This window comes from Microlunatus antarcticus (assembly GCF_014193425.1).
GTDB classification, from domain to species: domain Bacteria; phylum Actinomycetota; class Actinomycetes; order Propionibacteriales; family Propionibacteriaceae; genus Microlunatus; species Microlunatus antarcticus.
Map to the genome: position 1 here is coordinate 1 of NZ_JACHZG010000012.1, position 19,922 is coordinate 19,922.

A 19,922-nucleotide genomic window follows, 5' to 3' on the forward strand; every position below is an offset into this window, starting at 1 on the left:
ATCGCCCGCCGGGCCAGGAGGCCGATGGCCACCACCAGCGCGAAGTAGATGAACAGGATGCCGTAGTCGAAGAAGTTGACGTCCAGCCTGGTCATGGCGCTCCTTGTTCTCGGCGGCGGGAACTCACCGACGATTCGACACGTTAGACCTGTTGCCTATCCATCTGCGCGCAGGTCCTCCGTGACGCGCGGGGCGGGTGTGACCGAGCCCCGCCGAGCGGGGTGGGAGCACCTCAAGTTACCGACCAGTAACATGGGCGCCGCCCGTCCTTCCGGACCTTGGAGCCTGCTGTGAGCCACTACCGGTCGAACCTGCGCGACACCGTCTTCACCCTGTTCGAGGTGCTGGGCCGCGAGGAGGTGCTGGGCGTCGGACCGTGGGAGGACCTCGACCGCGACACCGCCGAGGCGATCCTCTCCGAGCTCGACCACCTGGCCCGGACCAAGCTGGCCGACACCTTCGCCTCGAGCGACCGGACCCCCCCGGTGTTCGACCCCGAGACGCGGACGGTGACGGTCGGCGAGGCGTTCCAGAAGTCGTACCGGGCCCTGCTCGACTCCGGCGCCTGGGCGCTGGAGCTGCCCGCGGACCTCGGCGGCCAACCGAGCCCGCCGTCGCTGCAGTGGGCGGCGAACGAGCTGCTGCTGGGGTCCAACCCGGCGGCCTACCTCTACGCGGCCGGGCCCAAGATGGCCCAGGTCCTGTGGCGGGAGGGCACCGAGCGCGACCGGAAGCTGGCCCAGCTGATGGTCGAGCGCGAGTGGGCCGCCACGATGGTGCTCACCGAGCCGGACGCCGGGTCCGACGTCGGCGCCGGGCGGACCCGGGCGCTCCCCCAGCCCGACGGCACCTGGCACGTCGAGGGCGTGAAGCGCTTCATCACCTCGGCCGAGCACGACCTGACCGAGAACATCGTGCACCTGGTCCTCGCCCGACCCGTCGGGGTCGAGGGGGCCGGCGGCCCGGGCACGAAGGGCCTGTCGCTCTTCCTCGTGCCGAAGTGGCACGTCGACGTCGAGACCGGTGAGCTGGGCGGGCGCAACGGCGTCTGGACGACCGCGCTCGAGCACAAGATGGGCATCAAGGCCTCGGCGACCGGCGAGCTGGCGTTCGGCACGGACGGGACGCCGGCGGTCGGCTGGCTGCTCGGCGACGTGCACGACGGCATCAAGCAGATGTTCCACATCATCGAGTACGCCCGGATGATGGTCGGCACCAAGGCGATCGCGACGCTGTCGAGCGGCTACCTCAACGCGCTCGCGTACGCGAAGGAGCGGGTGCAGGGGCCGGACCTCGCCCACGCGGCCGACAAGACCGCACCGCGCGTGACGATCGTCCACCACCCCGACGTCCGCCGGTCGCTGATGACGCAGAAGGCGGGAGCCGAGGGCCTTCGGGCGCTCGTCCTCTTCACCGCGAGCGTGCAGGACCGGGTCGCGCTGTCCCGCTCGCAGGGCGAGGTCGACGAGGCGGCCGTACGGCTCAACGACCTGCTGCTGCCGGTGGTGAAGGGCTACGGCTCGGAACGTTCCTGGGTGCTGCTGGGCACCGAGTCGCTGCAGACGTTCGGCGGGTCCGGCTACGTCGAGGACCACCCGCTCGAGCAGTACGTGCGCGACGCCAAGATCGACACCCTCTACGAGGGGACGACGGCGATCCAGGGGCAGGACCTGTTCTTCCGCAAGATCGTCCGCGACCGTGGGCGCGCGCTCGGCGACCTCTCCGTGCAGGTGCAGGGCTGGATCGACTCGGGGGCCGGGCCCGGGGAGAGCGAGAGCCGGCTCAAGGAGGAGCGCGAGCTGCTGCAGACCGCCCTCCAGGACGCTGGCGGCATCGTCGCCGCGATGATCGGCGACGTCACCTCGGCGCAGGCGCCGGGCCGGGAGCGCGACGTCTACCTCGTCGGCCTGAACACGACGCGGCTGCTCATGGCGCTCGGCGACGTGGTGTGCGGCTGGCTGCTGCTGCGCGGCGCGGAGGTCGCCCTCGCCCGCCTGGGCGAGGAGCAGGACCCGGCCGAGCACGCGTTCTACGAGGGCAAGGTCGCCGCCGCCCGCTGGTTCGCCCGCACGGTCCTCCCCCGGCTCACCGCCGAACGGGTCGCGGCCGAGCAGACCGACCTGTCGGTGATGGACCTCCCCGAGGCCGCCTTCTGACGACTCTGCCCTGACATCGCCTCACTCGATTCGCCCCCGCTGCCGCGCTGAGCGTGCGCGCGAAGCGTTCAGCGGATCGAGTGAAGGAATGTCAGGGGCCGGCCCGACCGCGCGACCTCGAGGACCGACCGGATCTTCGACAGGACGACGTCAGGGTGCTGGTCGAGCATCGTCCAGGTGAAGCGCAGGACGATCCACCCGTCGAGCACGAGGTCGTTCTGGCGCCACCGGTCGTTCTCGAAGACGTCCGGGTCGTCCTCGTGGAGGCGTCCGTCGATCTCGACCACGACGCCGAGGTCGGGGAACGCCACGTCCAGGAAGTAGTTCCTGCCCCCGGCCTGCACCGGCAGGTTCGCCGTCCAGCCCTCGATCCCGGCTCCGTGCAGCAGGCGGTGGCAGAGCCGCTCGGCCGCCGACCACGGCTCGGCGCGCGAGTCCAGCAGATGGCGCAGCCGCTGCCGGTTGCCGCGTCGCCCACGCGTCAGCTCGAACGCCCGCCAGAGCCCCTCGAGGGTGGCGGCGCGCGACCGGAGCACGTGGTCGATGCCGTCCGTGCCCTGCTCGCAGAGGTCGAGGGCGGTGAGGGCCGGGACGGTCAGCCGCAGCCCGCTCGACTCCCAGAGCAGCTCGTCCGGGACCGTGCGGCGCACCAGCCGGAACCCGACGTGGACGGCCTGCCTGTCGGTCGCCGCGTCGACGTCGGTCACCGGGATCGTGGGCCAGAACGTCAGTCGGGCGGCAGCGGCACCGGTCAGCACCGCGTCGGGGCTCCAACGGCGGAGCGCGAGGACGCGCACCCGGAAGTCCTGGGTCTGCTCCGCCGCCGTGTAGACGCCGGGCAGGACCGGAGCCAGCTCGCCCGTGCGGACCAACCAGTCGATGGTCGACCGGAGACGGGGCTCGTCCCGGCGCGACACGACGCCGTCACGGCGCACGACGGCACGGACCTCGTCCTGCAGCTTCGACACCGGACCAGGAAGCCTGACGCCGTCGTCCGGGACCGGCCCCGGAGCAAGCTGTCCACAGAGCTCGGCGGGGCGGACGACACCGAGGGTCAGGCAGGAGACACCGGCTCAGCGACCCTCGCGGTAGCGGGCCGGGGTCGTGCCGACCAGGGCGGAGAAGTCGCGGGTGAAGTGCGCCTGGTCGTACCAGCCGTGCTCGGCGGCGAGGTCGGCCAGCGAGCCCGGGTGGCCGGCGTCCAGCGCGGCCACGACGTCGTGCATGCGGTAGCGGGCGAGGACCCACTTCGGGCCGACGCCGAGGTAGCGGGAGAACAGCCGCTGCAGCCGCCGGGTCGAGAGCTCGTGGCGCTCGGTCACCTGCGCCACCCGCACCAGGCCGCGATCCGCGAGCATCTCGGCGACCAGGCGGAGCACGAGCTCGTGCTCGGGGTTCGGCGGGCCGACCAGCGGACGCAGCGCTGCCTCGACACGGGCCCGGTCGGCGTCGGGCGGGGCGCCCGAGTCGTGGAGCAGGTCGAGCGCGCCGACGACGTCGGCGGGCAGCACGTCGCCCGCCGCGACCGTGCGCTCGGCGAGCCCGCTCGCGTCGAGACCGGCGAGCACCGGCAGCCCGCCGGGCCGGAAGCGCACGCCCCACACCCAGCCCCGCCCCGTCGTCTCGACGTCGAAGCGTCGCGTCACCGGCCCGGTGACGAGCACCGCGGCGTCCGGCGCTCCCGGCCGGCGCACACCACGCTCGACGGTGAGGTTCACGGTGGGGTGCGGCAGCACCTGGCTCGGGTACGCGACCCCGTCGGGCAGGTCCCAGCGCAGCACCCAGTGGTTCTCGACCCAGGGCGCGAGGTCCGCCGCCGGGGCGAGCCGCTGCAGGTCGACGTGGCGCGCGAACTCGTCGGGCCGCAGGATCCCCGCCGTGGTCGCGGTCGCGCCGACCTCGCCGTCCGTCCCTGTCGCCTTTGTCCTATCCCCCACCGGCCGATCCTAGGGAGGCTGGTGCCATGACCACGCAGCTGAAGATGACGACCCTGGACTGCAGCGACCCACGGGCGGAGGCCGCCTTCTGGTCCGCCCTGCTCGGCTGGGACGTCGTGGCGGTGGAGGACGCGTACGCCATGCTCGTGCCGCCGGGCGGCGGGCCGGCGCTCGGCTTCGGGAAGATCGAGGGGTACGAGCCGCCCGGCTGGCCGCACGCGAACGGGGCCAAGCAGTTCCACCTCGACCTCGGCTGCGACGACCTCGCCGCGGAGGAGGACCGCGCCCTGGCGCTCGGTGCGACGCTCGCCGACCCGCAGCCGGGTGAGACCTGGCGCGTGCTGCTCGACCCGGCCGGCCACCCCTTCTGCCTCACCGACGCCGCCCGTTGGTGAGCTGACCCGCCCGGCGCCCGGCGGGTGCACCTGCGGCACTGCATCCTTGGGAGGGCTCCCTCGAGCCCGATGCCACCCCCAGAACCAAGGAGCGCCTGATGGTGCCCACCTCCCGCGTCCCGCGGCTGTCCGCCCTCGCGCTGTCGACGGCGCTCGCCGCGTCCGGGATCCTGTCCGCCTGCAGCTCCGGGGACGACCGGGTGACCGAGGACGTCTACTGCGCCGACGCCAACGGCAAGGTCATCGACGAGGCGAACTGCGACGACGGCTACCGCGGGGGCTTCCCCGGGTTCATCTGGATCGGCGGCTTCGGCGGCGGCCGGGGGCTGGGCTACCAGCTGCCCGTCAACCAGCGGACGTCGATGGTGCCCTACAACGACTCGGTCGCGCGGCAGAACGCCGGGCTCCCGGCCACCGGACGGGTGACCGGCTCGGGCGGCCTCGGCAGCACCGTCACCCGGTCGCGGTCGGCGTCGGGCACGAACGGTTCCGGAACCAGGGCCGGCTCGTCCAAGGGCGGCGGCTTCGGCGGCTCCCAGGGCGGGACGGGCAGCTGATGGAACGTCGCCCGACCGGCACCACCCGTCCGAACTGGCCCCGGCTGGTCGCCGACCAGGGCCTGACCTACTGGCAGACGCAGCTGCCGGACGGCACCAACCGCTCCTACTGGAGCGAGAGCGCGCACTACGCCTTCTCCGCCGCCGAGGTCGAGCAGATGGACGCCGACACCCGGACGCTGTTCGACATGTTCGTGGTTGCCGGCGACTTCCTGCTCGCCCACCCCGAGACCACCGACAAGATGGGCATCCCGCGCTGGGCGCTGCCCGCGATCAACGCCACCTGGAACCGCACCCCCGAGTGGGGCAGCGTCTACGGCCGCATCGACGTCGTCTACGGCGGGAACCGGCTCCTCGACCCGACCTGCACCGACCTCCAGGACGGCGCCGACGAGGCCCTCGGCCGCATCCGGCTCTACGAGTTCAACGCCGACACCCCGACCTCCCTGCTCGAGGCCGCGGTGATCCAGTGGGACTGGTTCGACCAGACCCGCCAGGGCGACGACCAGTGGAACGGCATCTACGAGATGCTCGTCGCCGCCTGGCGGCGCAACCTGGCCGAGGCCGAGGAGGCGCTCGGCCACCGACCCGTCGTGCACTTCGCCTGCACGTGGCAGGACAACCTGCTGCCCGAGCTCGCGTACCTGGTCCCGCCCGAGCAGCAGGGAGCCGTCCGGGTCGAGGGCTCCTCGTACGAGGACCTGCAGAACCTGCGCGTGATGCAGCAGGCGTGCACCGACGCCGGCTACGAGACCCGCTGGCTCTACGTCGAGAAGATCCACCTCGGCGACGACGGCCGCTTCTACGACGGCACCAGCGGCGTCGCCGGCGACCACCTCGACGTCGTCTTCAAGCTCTACCCGTGGGAGCACATGGTCGCCGAGGAGTTCGGGCAGGCCGTCTTCGAGGACATGCGCCGCCCGGGCGGCACCGTCTGGGTCGAGCCGCCGTACAAGATGCTCTGGTCGAACAAGGGCCTGCTGCCGGTGCTGTGGCAGCTCTTCGGCCGCGACCCCGAGCGCAGCCGGCTGCTCGTCCCCGCCTGGTTCGAGGGCGAGGAGCCCGCAGGGCTGGAGAGCTACGTGCGCAAGCCGATCCTCGGGCGCGAGGGCGCGAACGTGCGCGTCGTCGTCGACGGCGCCACCGTGCTGGAGACGCCCGGGCCGTACGGTGACGAGCCGGCCGTGATCCAGCTCTATGCGCCCAGCCCGAACTTCGTCGGCCTCGAGGGCGACAACTACGCCACCCTCGGGATCTTCCTCGTGGACGGGGAGCCGGCCGGGCTCGACCTCCGCGAGAACCAGACCGTCGTCATCGACAACCTCAGCGTGTGCGTGCCGCACGTCGTGCGCGGCTGACCCCGCGCGACCACCGCCGACCCGCAGCCCGCCCCCGGAGGACACCTCGATGCTCGACTACCTGCACGCGATCGCCCTGAGCTGGCCGGCCGCCGCCGTCAGCCTGCTGCTGACGCTCGCGGTCGGCGCTGCGCTGTGGGCGACCCACAACGCCCTGACGCACTTCGACGACCGCCAGGTCCTCTTCGAGCAGGGCAGCGTGGCCTACCTAGTGCAGCGCAGCTCCCTCGTGCTCGCCTTCGGCATCGCCTCGCTGCCCACGATCACCCGAGGCGAGGACGACTACCCCTGGAACGTGCTCCCCCTGCAGGCCGCGCAGCTCGCCTGGGTGTTCGTCGCCCTGCTGGGCGTCCGCTACCTCGTCGACGCGATCCTGCTGCGGGAGCGCAACACCGAGGAGCTCCTGGACGGCAACGTCGCCCTCGGGGTGCTCGAGGCCGGCTTCTACGTCGGCTTCGGCTTCGTCCTGAACGGGTCGCTGACCGGGTCGGCCGCGACCTTCGGCCTCAGCCTGGCCAGCACCGTGGTGTTCGGCCTGCTCGGGCTCGCCGTCGTCGTCGGCGTCTTCTGGCTGCACGAGCTGGTCACACCGTGGTCGGTGCGGCAGCTCGTCCGCGGGCGGAGCCTCACCGCGGGGTTCGAGGCCGGCGGCGTGCTCGCGGCCGTCGGGATCGTCGTCCGCGAGGGCGTCGCCGGCGACTTCACCGGCTGGACCGACGGGCTCGTCGCCTTCGCCGCGACCAGCCTCTTCGCGGTCGCGATGCTCTATCTGTTCCGGTGGGTGACCAACCGGCTGATCCTGCGCTCCGCGACGCTGAACCAGATCCAGGAGCGACAGCTCGTGGGCGCGTCCGCCTTCAGCGCGGTGCTGCTCGTCGTCGTCGCGATCACGGTCGCGGCGGTCGTGCGCCACCAGCTCTGAGCGCGGACCCGACGGCCGGGGCGGTCCCGCTCAGAAGAGCAGGCCCAGCCCCGGGTCGGTGAGGATCTGGGCCACGGTCGAGAGGAACACCGAGCCCTGCTCACCGTCGACGAGCCGGTGGTCGAAGGACACCGCGAGCGTGGTCACCCAGCGCGGCTCGATGCGCTCGTCGCGCCCCGCGCCGACGACCCAGGGGCGCCGGGCGATCTGGCCGATGCAGAGGATGCCCGCCTCGCCCGGGTTGACGATCGGGGTGCCGGCGTCGACGCCGAACGTGCCGACGTTCGTGATCGTGAACGTCCCGCCCGCCATGTCGGACGGCGACGTACGGCCGTCGCGCGCCGTGCTGACGACGGCGTTGATGGCCTGCGCCATCTCGAGCAGCGTCATCGCGTCCGCGCCCTTGAGGTTGGGCACGACCAGCCCGCGCGGGGTCGCGGCCGCGATCCCGAGGTTGACGTAGTGCAGCGTCGCGATCTCCTGCGCGGCCTCGTCCCAGTACGCGTTGAGCTGCGGGACGCGGCTGAGCGCGACGCACACGGCCTTGGCCACGACGAGCAGCGGCGAGATCTTCACCCCGCGGAACTCGCGCCGCTCACGGAGCCGGTCGACGAGCTCCATGGTCGCCGTGACGTCGCACGTCACCCACTCGGTCACGTGCGGCGCCGTGAACGCCGACCGCACCATCGCGTCGGCCGTCGCCTTGCGCACCCCCTTGATGGGGACGCGCGTCTCGCGGTCGGGGTCCGCCGCCCGCGCCGGGGCGGGCGAGGGGACTGACCGTGTCGGTGCGGCGGTCGGCGCCGCGGCGACCCGGGCCGGCGCCGGCTCGGGCGCGCTGGCCCGGTCGACGTCCGTGCGGGTGATGATCCCGCCGGGACCGCTGCCGGTCAGCGTCGTGAGGTCGACCCCGCGGTCCTGCGCGAGCTTGCGGACCGGCGGCTTGGCCAGCACGGCCGGACCGCCCCCGAGGAACGGTGCGTCCCCGGCCGCCCGCGCCGCCGGAGCGGTCGGCTCCGCGGGCAGCGAGTTGCCGGTGACGGGGGCCGTCGCGGGCACCTGCTCCGTCGCTCCCCTGCGCGCCCGGCGCTTCGAGTCCGTGCTCCGCGGGCCGTAGCCGACGAGGTTCGCCACGCGGGCCTCGCCCGCGGCCTCGGTGACCGGCGACCCGGGAACCTGCTCGGCCCCGAGCGCGGTCGCCGGGTCGGGGACGGGCTCGTCGGCACCGTCGGAGATGGCGACGATCGGTGCGCCGACGTCGACCAGCTGGCCCTCGTCGACGAGCAGGGCCGTCACGGTCCCGGCGTAGGGGCTCGGCAGCTCGACCAACGACTTGGCCGTCTCGATCTCGACGAGGATGTCGTTGACCTTGACCTCGTCACCCACGGCCACCCGCCAGGTGACGATCTCGGCCTCGACCAGGCCTTCGCCGGGATCGGGCAGGCGGAACTCGTTCGTCGCCACGTCTTCTCGGTGTCCTTCGGTCTCGGTAGCAGTTCTCAGTCGGCAGGTCTCAGTAGGAGAGCGACCGGTCGACCGCGTCCAGCACGCGGTCGAGGTCGGGCAGGTAGTCCTCCTCGATGCGGCTCGGGGGGTAGGGCACGTCCGCGCCCGCCACCCGCAGCACCGGGGCCTCGAGGGAGTAGAAGCACTCCTCGGTGATCCGCGCGGCGACCTCGCTGCCGAGCCCGACGCTCACCGGCGCCTCGTGCACGACGACCGCGTGCCCCGTACGCCGCACCGAGTCGAAGACCGGGCCGAGGTCGAGCGGCGAGAGCGTCCGCAGGTCGATGACCTCGAGCTCGCGGCCCTCGTCCGTCGCCGCCTCCGCCGCCTCGACGCAGGTCTTGACCATCGGCCCGTACGCGATCAGCGTCGCGTCCCGACCGGGTCGGACGACGCGCGAGCCGTGCAGCGGGAGCGGGACGGCTCCGTCTGTCCCACGCGTGTCGACCTCCGCCTTCTCGTAGTAGCGCCGCTTGGGCTCGAAGAAGATCACCGGGTCGTCGGAGCGAACAGCCTGCTGGATCATCCAGTAGGCGTCGACCGGGTTGGAGCAGGAGACGACCTTGAGCCCGACCGTGTGCGCGAAGTACGCCTCGGGCGACTCGCTGTGGTGCTCGACCGCCCCGATGCCGCCGCCGAACGGGATGCGGATGACGATCGGCATCGGCACCTGGCCCCGGGTGCGCCAGCGCATCCGGGCGACCTGGGTGACGATCTGGTCGAAGGCGGGGAAGACGAAGCCGTCGAACTGGATCTCGCACACCGGTCGGTAGCCGCGGACGGCCAGCCCGATCGCGGTGCCGACGATGCCGGCCTCGGCGAGCGGGGTGTCGACCACGCGGGCCTCACCGAAGTCCTTCTGCAGGCCCTCCGTCACGCGGAACACGCCACCGAGCTTGCCGATGTCCTCGCCCATCAGGAGGACCTTCGGGTCGTCCTCCATGGCCCGGCGCAGGCCGGCGTTCAGCGCCTTGGCCATCGTCATCGTGCGCACGGGCGCCGGCGCGGCGTCGCTCATCGGGCCTCCTCGAAGCTCGCGGCGTACTCCCGGTGACGAGCCAGCTGCTCGGTCAGCTCGGGGGACGGGTCGGCGTACACCCAGTCGAAGGTCTCGGCCAGCGACGGCTCGGGCAGGGCCAGGCAGTTGCGCCGCAGCTGGACGGCCAGGGCGTCGGCGACCGCGTCGGCCTCGTCGAAGAACGCCGCGTCGGCGGCGCCGGTCCGCTCCAGGTAGGCCCGGACACGGCTCAGCGGGTCGCGCGCGCGCCAGTGCTCGAGCTCGTCGGCGAGGCGGTACTTGGTCGGGTCGTCGGAGGTGGTGTGGGCACCCATCCGGTAGGTGAAGGCCTCGATGAACGTCGGCCCGTTCCCGGAACGTGCGCGGTCCAGCGCCTCCGTCGTCACCGCGTGCACGGCCAGCACGTCGTTGCCGTCGACGCGGACGCCCGGGAAGCCGAAGCCCGCCGCGCGCCGGTAAAGCGGGACGCGGGACTGGCGCTCGCTGGGCTCGGAGATCGCCCACTGGTTGTTCGAGCAGAAGAACACGACCGGGGCGTTGTACGACGCGGCGAAGATCAGGCCCTCGTTGAGGTCGCCCTGGCTCGTCGCCCCGTCGCCGAAGTAGCAGACGACCGCCGCGTCACGTTCCGGGTCGCCGCTGCCGACGAGGCCGTCGCGCTCGAGGCCCATGCCGTAGCCGACCGACTGGACGCCCTGGGTGCCGATGATGATCGAGTAGAGGTGGGCGCCGTACCTGGCCATGTCCCAGGCACCGGTCTCGGTCCCGCGGAACATGGCCAGCAGCCGGAGGGGGTCGATGCCGCGGCTGATCGTCACGCCGTGCTCGCGGTAGGTGGGGAACGTGTAGTCCTGCGACCGCAGCGCGTAGGCGGAGCCGATCTGCGCGGCCTCCTGGCCGAGCAGCGAGGGCCAGAGACCCAGCTCGCCCTGCCGCTGCAGGGCGATCGCCTCGGCGTCGACCCGCCGGACGAGCACCATCTGCGCGTACAGGTCGCGGATCTGGTCGTCGGTTCCGGCGTACGCGTAGTCCGGGTGCTCGACCCGCTCGCCGTCCGGCGTCAGCAGCTGGACCGCCACGGTGTCGTCCGCGCCGCTCTCACGTACGTCGCTCACGGTGCTCCTCTCGGGCCCGTCCGACCGCCCGGTGGGGCGCCGTCGAGGCGGGTTCGGTCAACGTACATCCGGGTCTCGGGACGAGGGAAAACAACTTGCGGTGCCTACTTCCTGGGTTTTCCGGGCGCCGGTGCCGGACCCGATGAGTGCGCGGAGCCGGGCGGGTCGGACCCTGGGCACGACCGCAGCCGACGCCGACCAGGAGGAGCACCATGACCGAGCTCGCGACCAGCACCCGGGGCGACCGGGTGGCGTACGACCGCTACGGGCCCGCCGACGGAGGTCCGACGGCGGTGCTCGTGGCGGGCGCGGGTTCGCTGCGCGGCGACGACGGCATCGCCACCACCGCCCGGGTGGCCGCCGACGCCGGCGTCACCGTGCTCGTGCCCGACCGGCTGGGCCGCGGGGAGAGCGCGGCCGAGGGCCGGCTCGACCTCGACCGGGAGGTCGAGGGGCTGCGGGCGGTGCTCGCGGCCGAGGGCGGGCACGGTGTCCTCTGCGGGCACTCGTCGGGCTGCAGCATCAGCCTGTACGCCGCGGCGCAGGGCCTGGCGGTCGACGGCCTGCTGCTCTGGGAGGCCCCGGTGGCCGCACCCGCGTCGCAGACCGCCGGCTGGGTCGACGAGCTGGAGCGCCGGATCGACGCGGGCGAGCTCGAGGCCGCGCAGGAGTGGTACATGAAGGACATGCCGCCCGAGTGGCTGGCCGGCGCCAAGGCGTCGCCGGCCTGGCCGGTGATCTACGCGGGCGTCGTCAGCCTCCGCGCCGACGGGCAGTCGCTGCGCTGGGCGACCGCCGGGCTGGAGTCCGGTGCGCTGCGCGAGCAGGTCGACGTGCCGGTCCTGGCGACGTACGGGACCTCCACGTTCCCGGCCATGGTCGAGGCGGCCGAGCGGATCCGTACGGTCCTGCCGCAGACCGAGGTCCGCGAGGTCTCCGGCGCGCACCACGTGTGGGACGCGACCGCCTTCGCGTCCGTGCTGACGGGGTTCGTCCGGTCGTGCGGCCCGACCCGGCGGTGACCGACGCCGACGTCGGTCCCGGGGTGCTGCGCCCGGCCGTCGCCGAGGCGGCGCACCGGGCGGGAACCGGCACCGTCGGGCTCGTCGAGCTGGGCGGGCCGGGGCCCTCGGCGGCGACCGACTTCCGGGTCGTGGGCCACCGACCGGTGCCGACTTGTCCCGGGCCCGAGGTCGTGCTCCGGGGGACCGTCGACCCGCGGGAGCTCGAGTCGTTGCCCGACGTCGTGGCCCAGGTGCCGGACGGCGTGCTGCCGGTCGTCGTCACGACCTGGGCGCTGTCGGCCCTGGTCCCGGTGCGTCGCCTCCGCTTCCTGCAGCTGCTCGACGCGGCCGCGACCCACCGGACCGTGGCGTGGGTGTCCGTCGAGGGGGTCGGCGTGGCGCCCGGCGTCCCGACGCTGGGCGACCGTCCCGCGTCCGGGCACAGCATCGTCGGCGTCACCCTGCTCCGGCACGCGACCCGGCACGCCGAGGCGGTGGCCCGCTGCTGGTCCCGCGGCCGGCAGCTGGCCTGGCTCGCCGAGGGCGGGGCTGCAGACGGAAACGGGGCCGGGGACTAGCCCGACTCGCGCCGGCGGGCGCGGTAGGCGGCGACGTTCGCGCGGTTGCCGCAGTTGCCGGTGTCGCAGTAGCGCTTGGAGGAGTTGCGGGACAGGTCGACCAGCAGGGCGTCGCAGTCGTCGGCGGCGCAGGTCTTGAGCCGGCCGAGGTTGTCGGTGCGGATCAGGTCCAGCAGGCCCATGGCCGACTCCGCCCCGATCCGGTGGGCGAGCGGTGCCGACGGCTCCGTCATGTGCAGGTGCCAGTCGAGCGCATCGTGCTTGATCAGGTACGGCGTGGTCGCCGTCTCGCGCAGGATCGCGTTGACCAGCGCGGCCGCCTCGGCCCGGTCGGTGGCGGACCACACGGCCCGCAGCCGCTCGCGGATCTCGCGGACGGCCTCGAGCTCGGCCTCGGTGCCGAGCCGCTCCCCGGTCATCGCGTACTCCTGCAGGAACGCGTCCAGCCCGGCCCGGGTCTCGAGCTGGTCGACCCCGTCCAGGCGGGTGTTCACGAGCGTCGTGGCCTCGGCCAGCGCTTCCTCCGTGTCACCGGTGAACAACATCTTGACTCCTGACAGGACCCTCGCTTAGTGTCACGAGTGTAAGTGATGGACGGTCGTGACACCACGACCCCGCCAGCAGCTCGTCAGTGAAGGAGCACCGCCGTGACGGCGACCGAGACGGTCAGCACCCCGACCGCGTCCCCCGTACCCGGCCGCGCGGGCGGGCTGGCCATCGGCCTGGGCTCCGCCGCCGCCTTCGGCCTCTCGGGCTCCTTCGGGCACGCGCTGCTCGACGACGGCTGGTCGCCGGCCGCGCTGGTCGCCGCGCGCGTGGGCGGCGCGTTCCTCGTCCTGCTCGTGCCCTGCCTGCTGCTCCTGCGCCGGACGGGCCTGCCGTCGGGGCGCCAGTCGCGCGAGCTGGTCGTCTACGGCATCGTCGCCGTGGCCGGCGCGCAGCTCTTCTACTTCAGCGCGCTGCAGTACCTCTCCGTCGGCGTCGCGCTGCTCCTGGAGTACCTCGCACCGGTCGTGCTCATCGGCTGGCGCTGGGCGCACGGCGACCGCCCGACCCCGGCCATCGGGGTCGGTGCCGGCCTCGCCCTGATCGGCCTCGCCCTGGTCCTCGACGTCCGGCACGGCCTCACCGTCTCGGCGATCGGGGTGGCGTACGGCCTCGGCGCGATGCTCTGCCTGGCCGCGTACTTCGTGCTGGCCGACCCGAAGCCCGGGGTCGAACCCGTGCCGCCGCTCCTGCTGACCGCGGCCGGCACCGGCGTCGGTGCGGTCCTCCTCCTGCTCGTCGGCGCCACGGGGCTGCTGCCGCTGGCCGCGTCGACCGGCGCCACCACCCTCGCGGGCGCCTCGGTGCCCTGGTGGGTCCCGATGTCGTTGCTGATCCTGGTGTCGGCCGTCGTCGCCTACCTGACCGGCGTGATGGCGGTGCGCCGCCTCGGCAGCGCGATCGCGTCCTTCGTCGGCCTGACCGAGGTGCTGTTCGCCGTGGTCTTCGCCGCCGTGCTGCTCGGCCAGGTCCCCCGGACCGAGCAGGTGCTCGGCGGGCTGCTCGTGCTCGCCGGCATCGTCGTGGTGCAGGGCGGGGCGGCCACCGCGCCGCCGTGGGCGGCCGGCCGGGTCCTCTACCGCCGGTTCCGCTCTACGATCAGGCGGTGAGCGGTCCGGCTGACAGCGCGGTGAGCAGACCGGGGGCGACCGGCCTGCTCGTGGCCGGGACGACCTCGGACGCCGGCAAGTCCCTCGTGGTGACCGGGCTGTGCCGGGCCTTCGTCCGGCGCGGTCTGGACGTGGTCCCGTACAAGGCCCAGAACATGAGCAACAACTCGGGCGTCTGCGCCGACGGCGCCGAGATCGGACGGGCGCAGATCCTGCAGGCGCAGGCGGCCCGGCGTGAACCCACCTCGGCGATGAACCCCGTGCTGCTCAAGCCCGGCACCGACCGCCGGGCCCACGTCGTGGTCCGCGGCCGCCCCGCCGGCGTGCTCGAGGCCGGTCAGTACGCGACCGGTCGACGCCACCTCGCGGAGGCGGCGTGGGCGGCGTACGAGGAGCTCGAGAGCGCGCACGACCTCGTGGTCTGCGAGGGTGCCGGGTCCTCCGCCGAGATCAACCTGCGCGCCGGCGACTACGTCAACCTCGGGCTCGCCCGCCGCTTCGACCTGCCGGTCGTCGTCGTCGGCGACATCGACCGGGGCGGTGTCCTGGCCGCGCTCTACGGCACGGTCGCCCTGCTGGAGCCCGAGGACCGGGCGCTGGTGCGCACGTTCGTGGTCAACAAGTTCCGCGGGGACCCGAGCGTGCTCGCGCCCGGGCTGACCGAGATCACCCGGCGTACGGGCGTCCCCTTCGCCGGCGTGCTGCCGTGGCTCGACGGCGTCTGGCTCGACGCGGAGGACTCCCTCGAGGTCGGCGCGTGGCGGCGCTCGGTGCGTTCCGGGGCGGAAGGGGCACGGCTGCGCGTCGCGGTCGTCCGCCTGCCCCGGGTGTCGAACGCGACCGACGTCGAGGCCCTGGCCGCCGAGCCCGGCGTCGAGGTGCTCGTCACCACCGACCCCGAGGTCGTCGCCGGCGCGGACCTGGCCGTGCTGCCGGGCACGCGGGCCACGTTCTCCGACCTGGCCTGGCTGCGCCGCACCGGCATCGCCGCCGCCGTCCTCGACCGCGTCGGGCGCGAGGCCCCCGTCCTCGGGATCTGCGGCGGCTACCAGATGCTCGGCCTCCGGGTCGAGGACCCGGCGGGGGTCGAGGCGGACGTCGGCTCGAGCGCGGGCGTCGCGGTGGACGGGCTGGGGCTGCTGCCGGTCGTCACGCGGTTCGCGGTCGAGAAGTCCCTGGGCCGCCCCGCCGGGAGCTGGCGCGGCCACGCGGTGCAGGCGTACGAGATCCACCACGGCCGGGCCGAGCGCGCGGCGTCGGCCGACGCCACCACGTTCCCTGAGCCGGTCGAAGGGTTCCTCGACGGCTGGCGCGTCGGGTCGACGTGGGGCACGGTCTGGCACGGCGCGCTCGAGAACGACGCGTTCCGGAGGGCCTGGCTCGTCGAGGTCGCCGCGGCGGCGGGCTCGTCCTGGACGCCCGCGCCCGACGCGGTTGCGTACGGGGCCCGCCGCGAGGCCATGATCGACACCCTCGCCGACGCCGTCGAGGAGCACCTCGACCTCGACCTGCTGCTGGCCGAGACCCGCGTCGCGTCGAGCAGGGCGGTGGCGCGATGAGCGTCCGGGTCTTCGTCGTCGGCATCGGCAGCGGCGACCCCGGGCACCTGACCGGGGAGGCCGTTGCCGCGCTGAACGCCGTCGACGTGTTCCTGGTCGCGGACAAGCGCGCGGCGACCCGCGACCTCGTCACCCTGCGCGCGGAGCTCTGCGCGGCGGTGATCACGCACGACCGCTACCGCTTCGTCGAGGTCCCCGACCCCGAGCGCGGGCCGGACGCCGAGCGTGACTCCACCGCGTACGCCGGGGCCGTCCGCGACTGGCACACCGAACGGGCCCGCCGCCACGCCGAGGCCGTGACGCGTGAGGTCGGCGACGACGGCACGGTCGGGTTGCTCGTCTGGGGCGACCCGTCGCTCTACGACTCGACGCTGCGGGTCGTCGAGACGATCGGCGACCTGCTCGGCGCCGAGGGCGTGACCCTCGAGGTCACGGTGGTGCCCGGCATCAGCAGCGTCAGCCTGCTCGCCGCGCGGCACCGCGTCGCGCTCAACCGCGTCGGCCGCCCCGTGCACATCACCACCGGACGCCGCCTGGTCGGCGAGTACGACGACGCGCTCGGCGACGTCGTCGTCATGCTCGACGGCGACCTGGCCTGCGCCGGGCTGGTCGAGACGCACCCCGACCTCGAGATCTTCTGGGGCGCCCAGCTGGGCCTGTACGACGAGGCCCTCGTCCGCGGTCCGCTGCGCGAGGTCCTGCCCGAGATCCGCCGCCGGCGCGACGCCGTCCGCGCCGCTCGCGGCTGGGTGATGGACACCTATCTGCTCAGACCGGGCACCGGGCGGTGACGCCGGCGCCGCCGCGACCAGAGCCGCGCGGGCTGCGGGCGATGTTCCTGCTCCGGCGGGCCCCACGGACGTGGCACCTCGCGCTCCGCACGATGCTCTCGATCGTCGTGCCCGCCTCGGTCGGCTACGCCACCGGGCACCTCAGCCTGGGCCTGCTCGTCGCGGTCGGCGGCTTCGCCAGCCTCTTCGGCGGCGGCCGCCCGTACGCCTACCGCACCCGACTGCTCGTGCTCGTGTCCCTCGGCGAGGCCCTCGCGGTCGCCCTCGGGATCTGGGCCGAGGAGGTGCCGTGGGCCGGGGTCCTCGTGGTGACGCTGATCGCCGTGGTGGCGACGTGGATCTGCAACGCGTTCGCCGTCGTGCCGGGCGCGTACCAGTTCGCCCTCTGCTGCGCGACGGGCACGGCCCTGCACGCCGAGAGCGCCGACCCGGTGCAGAGCGGGCTGCTCGTGCTGGCCGGCGGGTTGTTCGCGACGCTGCTCCAGCTGACCGGGGCGCTGGTCGACCGGCACGGTCCAGAGCGCCAGGCTGTGGCGCACGCCGCCGACGCCGTGGCCGACTTCGTCGACGCGGTCGGCGGGCCCGGCTCCGACGAGCTCCAGCACGCGGCCGCCCTGGCCATGCAGCAGGCCTGGACGGTGCTCGTCGCCGAGCAGCCGGTGGCGTCGCGCTCCGGCCGGGCCCGTCCGCCGGAGGGCCTGCTGCGGCTGCGCGAGATCAGCCGGACGCTGCAGCTCGTGCTGGCCGACGCGCTGCGCCGCGGCACACCCGACCCCGGCGCTGCGGGTCGCGCCCGCCAGCTCGGGTGGCAGGCCCGGCGCCGGCGCGGACCTCGGCAGCGCGGGGTCCTGTTCGCCCTGCCGCTCGGCCGCCCCCACCCGGGCCGGGTGCTGCTGACCGCGCTCGAGCCCGGCTCGCGGTCGTTCCTGGTGCTGGTCCGGGTGGCGGTGGCGTCGCTCGTGTCCGGGGTCCTGGCCTCCGCGCTCGGCCTGAGCCACGCGTACTGGGCGGTGGCGACGAGCGTGCTCGTGCTCGCGACGGGCTTCGACCAGCGGCGTACGGTCCAGCGCGGCCTCGAGCGCAGCGCGGGCACCGTGCTCGGCGTGGGGGCCGTCGCCCTCGTCCTGCGGGCCGACCCGGTGGGACCGGTCCTCGTCGCCGTCGTCGCCGTCGTGGTCTACGGCGCCCAGCTGCTCGTCCCGCGGAACTACGCCGCGGCGGCCGTGCTGATCACCTGCTCCGCACTGCTGATGGGGGTGGCCGGGTCGACGCAGGACGCCGGCGAGCTGCTGCTCGCCCGGGCGCTGGACACCCTGATCGGCGCCGGCGTGGCGCTCTCGGTGTTCGCGCTCGTGTCGCGCAAGACCCCGGCGGCCTGGCTGCCCGACGCGCTGGCCGCAGCCCTCGAGGCGGCGGCCGACGCCGTCGACCAGCTGACGCCCGACCGGGTCGTCTCACCGGCGGGGCTGCGGGCCCGCCGCGACCTGGAACGTTCCGTGACGCGGCTCCGGGAGACGAGCACGAACAACCTGAACGGGTTCCCCGCCCAGCGCGACGCGGCCGAACGGCTGTGGCCGGTGGTCGTCGCCGGGGAGCGGCTGGCGTACCGGGTGCTGGCCGAGGCCTACCGGCTGGAGGAGTCCGGCGGCCGCGAGGGCTCGGCCGAGGGTCGGGCGCGCCTCACCGACGCCGGCCCACCCCCGAGCGAGGGCCTGCGCCGGCTGGCCACGCGGATCCGGCACGGCGGGCCGGCGACCGGGCTCGGCGACGTCCCGTCCTTCGTGTCCCGTGACGTCGGGGACCTCCGGCGCGTACTCCTGGTCTGAGCGTCAGAGCCGGGCGAGGAGCTCCGTCGCCCGCCGGACGAGCAGGTCGGTCGCGTCCTCGTCGTGGTCGGCGCTGCCGACCTCGGTGAAGAGGTGCCCCGAGCCGGGGTAGAGGAACAGCTCTGCGGCCGGCACGGTCGCGACGATGCTGCGCGCGGCGTCGAGGTCACCTTCCTCGAGCAATGGGTCGCCCTCCATCAGGTGCAGCTGGGCGGGGACGCCGGCCGGCCAGGGTGCGTCGAGGTCGCTCGGCTCGATCGCCGCGCTGATCAGGAGGGCCGCGCGGGCGCCGAGCCGGGTCTGCGTCAGCAGCTGGGCGGGCAGCGCCCCGAGCGAGACGCCGGCGTACACGAGCTCGCGCGGGAGCTCCGCCGCGACGAGCCGACCGCGCTCGATGATCGTGTCGAACCCGACCTCCTCCGCGTACGCCCGGCCCGCCTCCCGGTCGTCGAACGTCCGGCCCTCGAACAGGTCGGGCAGGTGGACCGTGTGCCCGGCGTCGCGGAAGCGTTCCGCGAGCGCCTCCATGCCCGGGGTGCGCCCGAGCACGTGGTGGAACAGCAGGACCTCAGCCACGGGTCTCCTCCGTCGGTGTCCTCCACCGCAGGCCGGGGAAGCGCGCGAAGTCGCGGTCGAAGGTCACCCAGGTCGCCCCCGCCTCGATCGCCGTCGCCGCATGGGCGGCGTCGGCCACCAGCCCTCCTCGTACGGGCGTCTCGTTGCACAGGCCGGCGAAGATCGTCCACCAGCTGCGTCCTGGGCGGACGATCTGGCTCCTCTCGCGCAACCGGTCGAGCTGGCCGAAGATCCGCGTCGACGGCGTCGGCGTCCGAAAGATCCTCGGGTGCGTCACGATCCGGACAACCGCAGCCAGCACGTTGTCGTTCAGGCCGACCGTCTCGACGCCGGACGACGCCGACTGCAACCACGCACTCGCCGTCGCGTGCATCTCGTGGTCCGTCCGGAAGGCCGCCACCAGGACGTTAACGTCGGGAATCAACATCGAGGTCCTCCTCCATGAGCTCGAGGAGCGCTGCACTGTTGTTCAGATCGACTCCTGGCAGCACCCCGTCGCCCACGAAGGGATCGATGACGAAGGGCGGCTTCTCGCCGGCCTCGTGCCGCGCGAGGGCAGCACGGAGTGCCTGCTCCAGGAACGACGTCACGGTGCGACCCTCGTCCGCCGCCCGCCGCCTGACCTCGCCGTAGAGCTCGTCCGGCAGGTTGATCGTGGTCCGCATGCACATCACCATACGCACGCGTATGCGGATATGTCAGCCGTGCCCCAGGATCCGCGTCACCTCGACGACGAGGACCACGCGCTCCGGGTTGACCCGCGGCTCGCGGTAGCGGCCGGCGTAGCGCGCGACCGCGTCGGCGACGCTCGCCGGGTCGCGTTCCACGTGGATCGGGCCGCTCAGCGTGAGCCAGCGGCGCCCGTCGACCTGGCAGAGCGCGGCGACCGCACCCGGCCGGGCGGCGAGCCGCGCCTTGACCGAACCGCCGCCCGTGATCACCCGCGCGAGGCGGGTCTCCGGCTCGTAA

The 19,922-nt window shown here is 73.8% G+C and carries 21 protein-coding genes; 11 read left to right on the forward strand and 10 right to left on the reverse strand.

The window, feature by feature from the left end; translation table 11 throughout:
* Positions 1–290: 290 nt before the first annotated feature.
* The gene (locus FHX39_RS19950; RefSeq protein WP_183342569.1) at positions 291–2,156 is read left to right on the forward strand and encodes an acyl-CoA dehydrogenase; all 1,866 of its coding nucleotides are present in this window, start codon (positions 291–293) and stop codon (positions 2,154–2,156) included.
* Positions 2,157–2,224: 68 nt separating this feature from the next.
* Here FHX39_RS19950 and FHX39_RS19955 read toward each other — a convergent pair whose 3' ends face one another.
* Together FHX39_RS19955 and FHX39_RS22365 are read right to left on the reverse strand one after the other, a co-directional pair.
* The gene (locus tag FHX39_RS19955) at positions 2,225–3,124 is read right to left on the reverse strand and encodes a DUF559 domain-containing protein (protein ID WP_183342571.1); all 900 of its coding nucleotides are present in this window, start codon (positions 3,122–3,124) and stop codon (positions 2,225–2,227) included.
* 105 nt (positions 3,125–3,229) lie between these two features.
* On the reverse strand, positions 3,230–4,093 hold the full coding sequence (locus FHX39_RS22365; RefSeq protein WP_198424092.1) for a DUF6597 domain-containing transcriptional factor: 864 nt from the start codon (positions 4,091–4,093) through the stop codon (positions 3,230–3,232).
* Between the two features lie 26 nt (positions 4,094–4,119).
* On the opposite strand from FHX39_RS22365, the gene FHX39_RS19965 reads away from it, so the two are divergent.
* From FHX39_RS19965 to FHX39_RS19980, 4 genes are all read left to right on the forward strand, one after another.
* A complete protein-coding gene (locus FHX39_RS19965; RefSeq protein WP_183342573.1) occupies positions 4,120–4,488 on the forward strand; it encodes a VOC family protein in 369 nt (122 codons plus the stop codon).
* 98 nt (positions 4,489–4,586) lie between these two features.
* Positions 4,587–5,045 (forward strand): hypothetical protein, encoded by a 459-nt coding sequence (locus tag FHX39_RS19970; RefSeq protein ID WP_183342575.1) that lies wholly within the window; start codon positions 4,587–4,589, stop codon positions 5,043–5,045.
* Entirely contained in the window at positions 5,045–6,403 is a 1,359-nt protein-coding gene (locus FHX39_RS19975) for a glutathionylspermidine synthase family protein (protein WP_183342577.1), read from the forward strand. Before FHX39_RS19970 ends, FHX39_RS19975 begins: the two co-directional genes overlap by 1 nt.
* Positions 6,404–6,452: 49 nt before the next feature.
* Positions 6,453–7,325 carry a DUF350 domain-containing protein gene (locus FHX39_RS19980; protein ID WP_183342579.1) on the forward strand — a complete coding sequence of 291 codons (873 nt, stop codon included), beginning with the start codon at positions 6,453–6,455 and terminating at the stop codon, positions 7,323–7,325.
* Between the two features lie 30 nt (positions 7,326–7,355).
* Here the strand turns inward: FHX39_RS19980 and FHX39_RS19985 are convergent, their stop codons facing one another.
* The 3 genes from FHX39_RS19985 to pdhA are packed head-to-tail and all read right to left on the reverse strand — an operon-like array spanning position 7,356 to position 10,964.
* On the reverse strand, positions 7,356–8,789 hold the full coding sequence (locus FHX39_RS19985) for a dihydrolipoamide acetyltransferase family protein (protein WP_183342581.1): 1,434 nt from the start codon (positions 8,787–8,789) through the stop codon (positions 7,356–7,358).
* 49 nt (positions 8,790–8,838) lie between these two features.
* On the reverse strand, positions 8,839–9,849 hold the full coding sequence (locus tag FHX39_RS19990; protein WP_198424093.1) for an alpha-ketoacid dehydrogenase subunit beta: 1,011 nt from the start codon (positions 9,847–9,849) through the stop codon (positions 8,839–8,841).
* Entirely contained in the window at positions 9,846–10,964 is a 1,119-nt protein-coding gene (gene pdhA / locus FHX39_RS19995; RefSeq protein WP_183342583.1) for a pyruvate dehydrogenase (acetyl-transferring) E1 component subunit alpha, read from the reverse strand. The genes FHX39_RS19990 and pdhA overlap by 4 nt, the downstream gene beginning before the upstream one ends.
* Positions 10,965–11,176: 212 nt before the next feature.
* Between pdhA and FHX39_RS20000 the strand changes: the two genes are divergently transcribed.
* A complete protein-coding gene (locus FHX39_RS20000; protein WP_183342585.1) occupies positions 11,177–11,986 on the forward strand; it encodes an alpha/beta fold hydrolase in 810 nt (269 codons plus the stop codon).
* On the forward strand, positions 11,965–12,546 hold the full coding sequence (locus tag FHX39_RS22370) for a DUF2332 family protein (RefSeq protein ID WP_198424094.1): 582 nt from the start codon (positions 11,965–11,967) through the stop codon (positions 12,544–12,546). Before FHX39_RS20000 ends, FHX39_RS22370 begins: the two co-directional genes overlap by 22 nt.
* Here the strand turns inward: FHX39_RS22370 and FHX39_RS20010 are convergent.
* The gene (locus tag FHX39_RS20010) at positions 12,543–13,091 is read right to left on the reverse strand and encodes a CGNR zinc finger domain-containing protein (RefSeq protein WP_183342589.1); all 549 of its coding nucleotides are present in this window, start codon (positions 13,089–13,091) and stop codon (positions 12,543–12,545) included. The two genes, FHX39_RS22370 and FHX39_RS20010, sit on opposite strands and share 4 nt — an antisense overlap.
* A gap of 102 nt (positions 13,092–13,193) precedes the next feature.
* Here FHX39_RS20010 and FHX39_RS20015 point away from each other — a divergent pair, with 102 nt between their 5' ends.
* From FHX39_RS20015 to FHX39_RS20030, 4 genes are read left to right on the forward strand one after another with little or no spacing between them, the layout of a single operon-like run.
* Complete coding sequence (locus tag FHX39_RS20015; RefSeq protein WP_183342591.1) at positions 13,194–14,201, forward strand: EamA family transporter; 1,008 nt, start codon at positions 13,194–13,196, stop codon at positions 14,199–14,201.
* Entirely contained in the window at positions 14,198–15,760 is a 1,563-nt protein-coding gene (locus FHX39_RS20020; RefSeq protein ID WP_456299351.1) for a cobyric acid synthase, read from the forward strand. The genes FHX39_RS20015 and FHX39_RS20020 overlap by 4 nt, the downstream gene beginning before the upstream one ends.
* Positions 15,757–16,551 (forward strand): precorrin-6A synthase (deacetylating), encoded by a 795-nt coding sequence (gene cobF / locus FHX39_RS20025; RefSeq protein WP_183342593.1) that lies wholly within the window; start codon positions 15,757–15,759, stop codon positions 16,549–16,551. The genes FHX39_RS20020 and cobF overlap by 4 nt, the downstream gene beginning before the upstream one ends.
* 41 nt (positions 16,552–16,592) lie before the next feature.
* The gene (locus FHX39_RS20030; RefSeq protein WP_183342595.1) at positions 16,593–18,377 is read left to right on the forward strand and encodes an FUSC family protein; all 1,785 of its coding nucleotides are present in this window, start codon (positions 16,593–16,595) and stop codon (positions 18,375–18,377) included.
* 3 nt (positions 18,378–18,380) lie between these two features.
* Here FHX39_RS20030 and FHX39_RS20035 read toward each other — a convergent pair whose 3' ends face one another.
* The 4 genes from FHX39_RS20035 to FHX39_RS20050 all read right to left on the reverse strand — a co-directional run.
* Complete coding sequence (locus FHX39_RS20035) at positions 18,381–18,953, reverse strand: dienelactone hydrolase family protein (protein ID WP_183342597.1); 573 nt, start codon at positions 18,951–18,953, stop codon at positions 18,381–18,383.
* Complete coding sequence (locus FHX39_RS20040) at positions 18,946–19,380, reverse strand: TA system VapC family ribonuclease toxin (protein ID WP_183342606.1); 435 nt, start codon at positions 19,378–19,380, stop codon at positions 18,946–18,948. Before FHX39_RS20040 ends, FHX39_RS20035 begins: the two co-directional genes overlap by 8 nt.
* Positions 19,361–19,618 (reverse strand): ribbon-helix-helix domain-containing protein, encoded by a 258-nt coding sequence (locus tag FHX39_RS20045; protein ID WP_183342608.1) that lies wholly within the window; start codon positions 19,616–19,618, stop codon positions 19,361–19,363. The genes FHX39_RS20040 and FHX39_RS20045 overlap by 20 nt, the downstream gene beginning before the upstream one ends.
* Positions 19,619–19,651: 33 nt before the next feature.
* Positions 19,652–19,922, reverse strand: a 271-nt coding sequence (locus FHX39_RS20050; protein ID WP_183342610.1) for a pyridoxamine 5'-phosphate oxidase family protein, incomplete at its 5' end; no start/stop codon positions are given.

Excerpts from the sequence above, each read along its gene's own strand:
- FHX39_RS19965 (WP_183342573.1), top strand. The coding sequence starts at position 4,120 with ATGACCACGCAGCTGAAGATGACGACCCTGGACTGCAGCGACCCACGG.
- FHX39_RS19970 (WP_183342575.1), top strand. The coding sequence starts at position 4,587 with ATGGTGCCCACCTCCCGCGTCCCGCGGCTGTCCGCCCTCGCGCTGTCG.
- FHX39_RS19975 (WP_183342577.1), top strand. The coding sequence starts at position 5,045 with ATGGAACGTCGCCCGACCGGCACCACCCGTCCGAACTGGCCCCGGCTG.
- FHX39_RS19980 (WP_183342579.1), top strand. The coding sequence starts at position 6,453 with ATGCTCGACTACCTGCACGCGATCGCCCTGAGCTGGCCGGCCGCCGCC.
- FHX39_RS19990 (WP_198424093.1), bottom strand. The coding sequence starts at position 9,849 with ATGAGCGACGCCGCGCCGGCGCCCGTGCGCACGATGACGATGGCCAAG.
- FHX39_RS20000 (WP_183342585.1), top strand. The coding sequence starts at position 11,177 with ATGACCGAGCTCGCGACCAGCACCCGGGGCGACCGGGTGGCGTACGAC.
- FHX39_RS20010 (WP_183342589.1), bottom strand. The coding sequence starts at position 13,091 with ATGTTGTTCACCGGTGACACGGAGGAAGCGCTGGCCGAGGCCACGACG.
- cobF (WP_183342593.1), top strand. The coding sequence starts at position 15,757 with ATGAGCGTCCGGGTCTTCGTCGTCGGCATCGGCAGCGGCGACCCCGGG.
- FHX39_RS20030 (WP_183342595.1), top strand. The coding sequence starts at position 16,593 with ATGTTCCTGCTCCGGCGGGCCCCACGGACGTGGCACCTCGCGCTCCGC.
- FHX39_RS20040 (WP_183342606.1), bottom strand. The coding sequence starts at position 19,380 with ATGTTGATTCCCGACGTTAACGTCCTGGTGGCGGCCTTCCGGACGGAC.
- FHX39_RS20045 (WP_183342608.1), bottom strand. The coding sequence starts at position 19,618 with ATGCGGACCACGATCAACCTGCCGGACGAGCTCTACGGCGAGGTCAGG.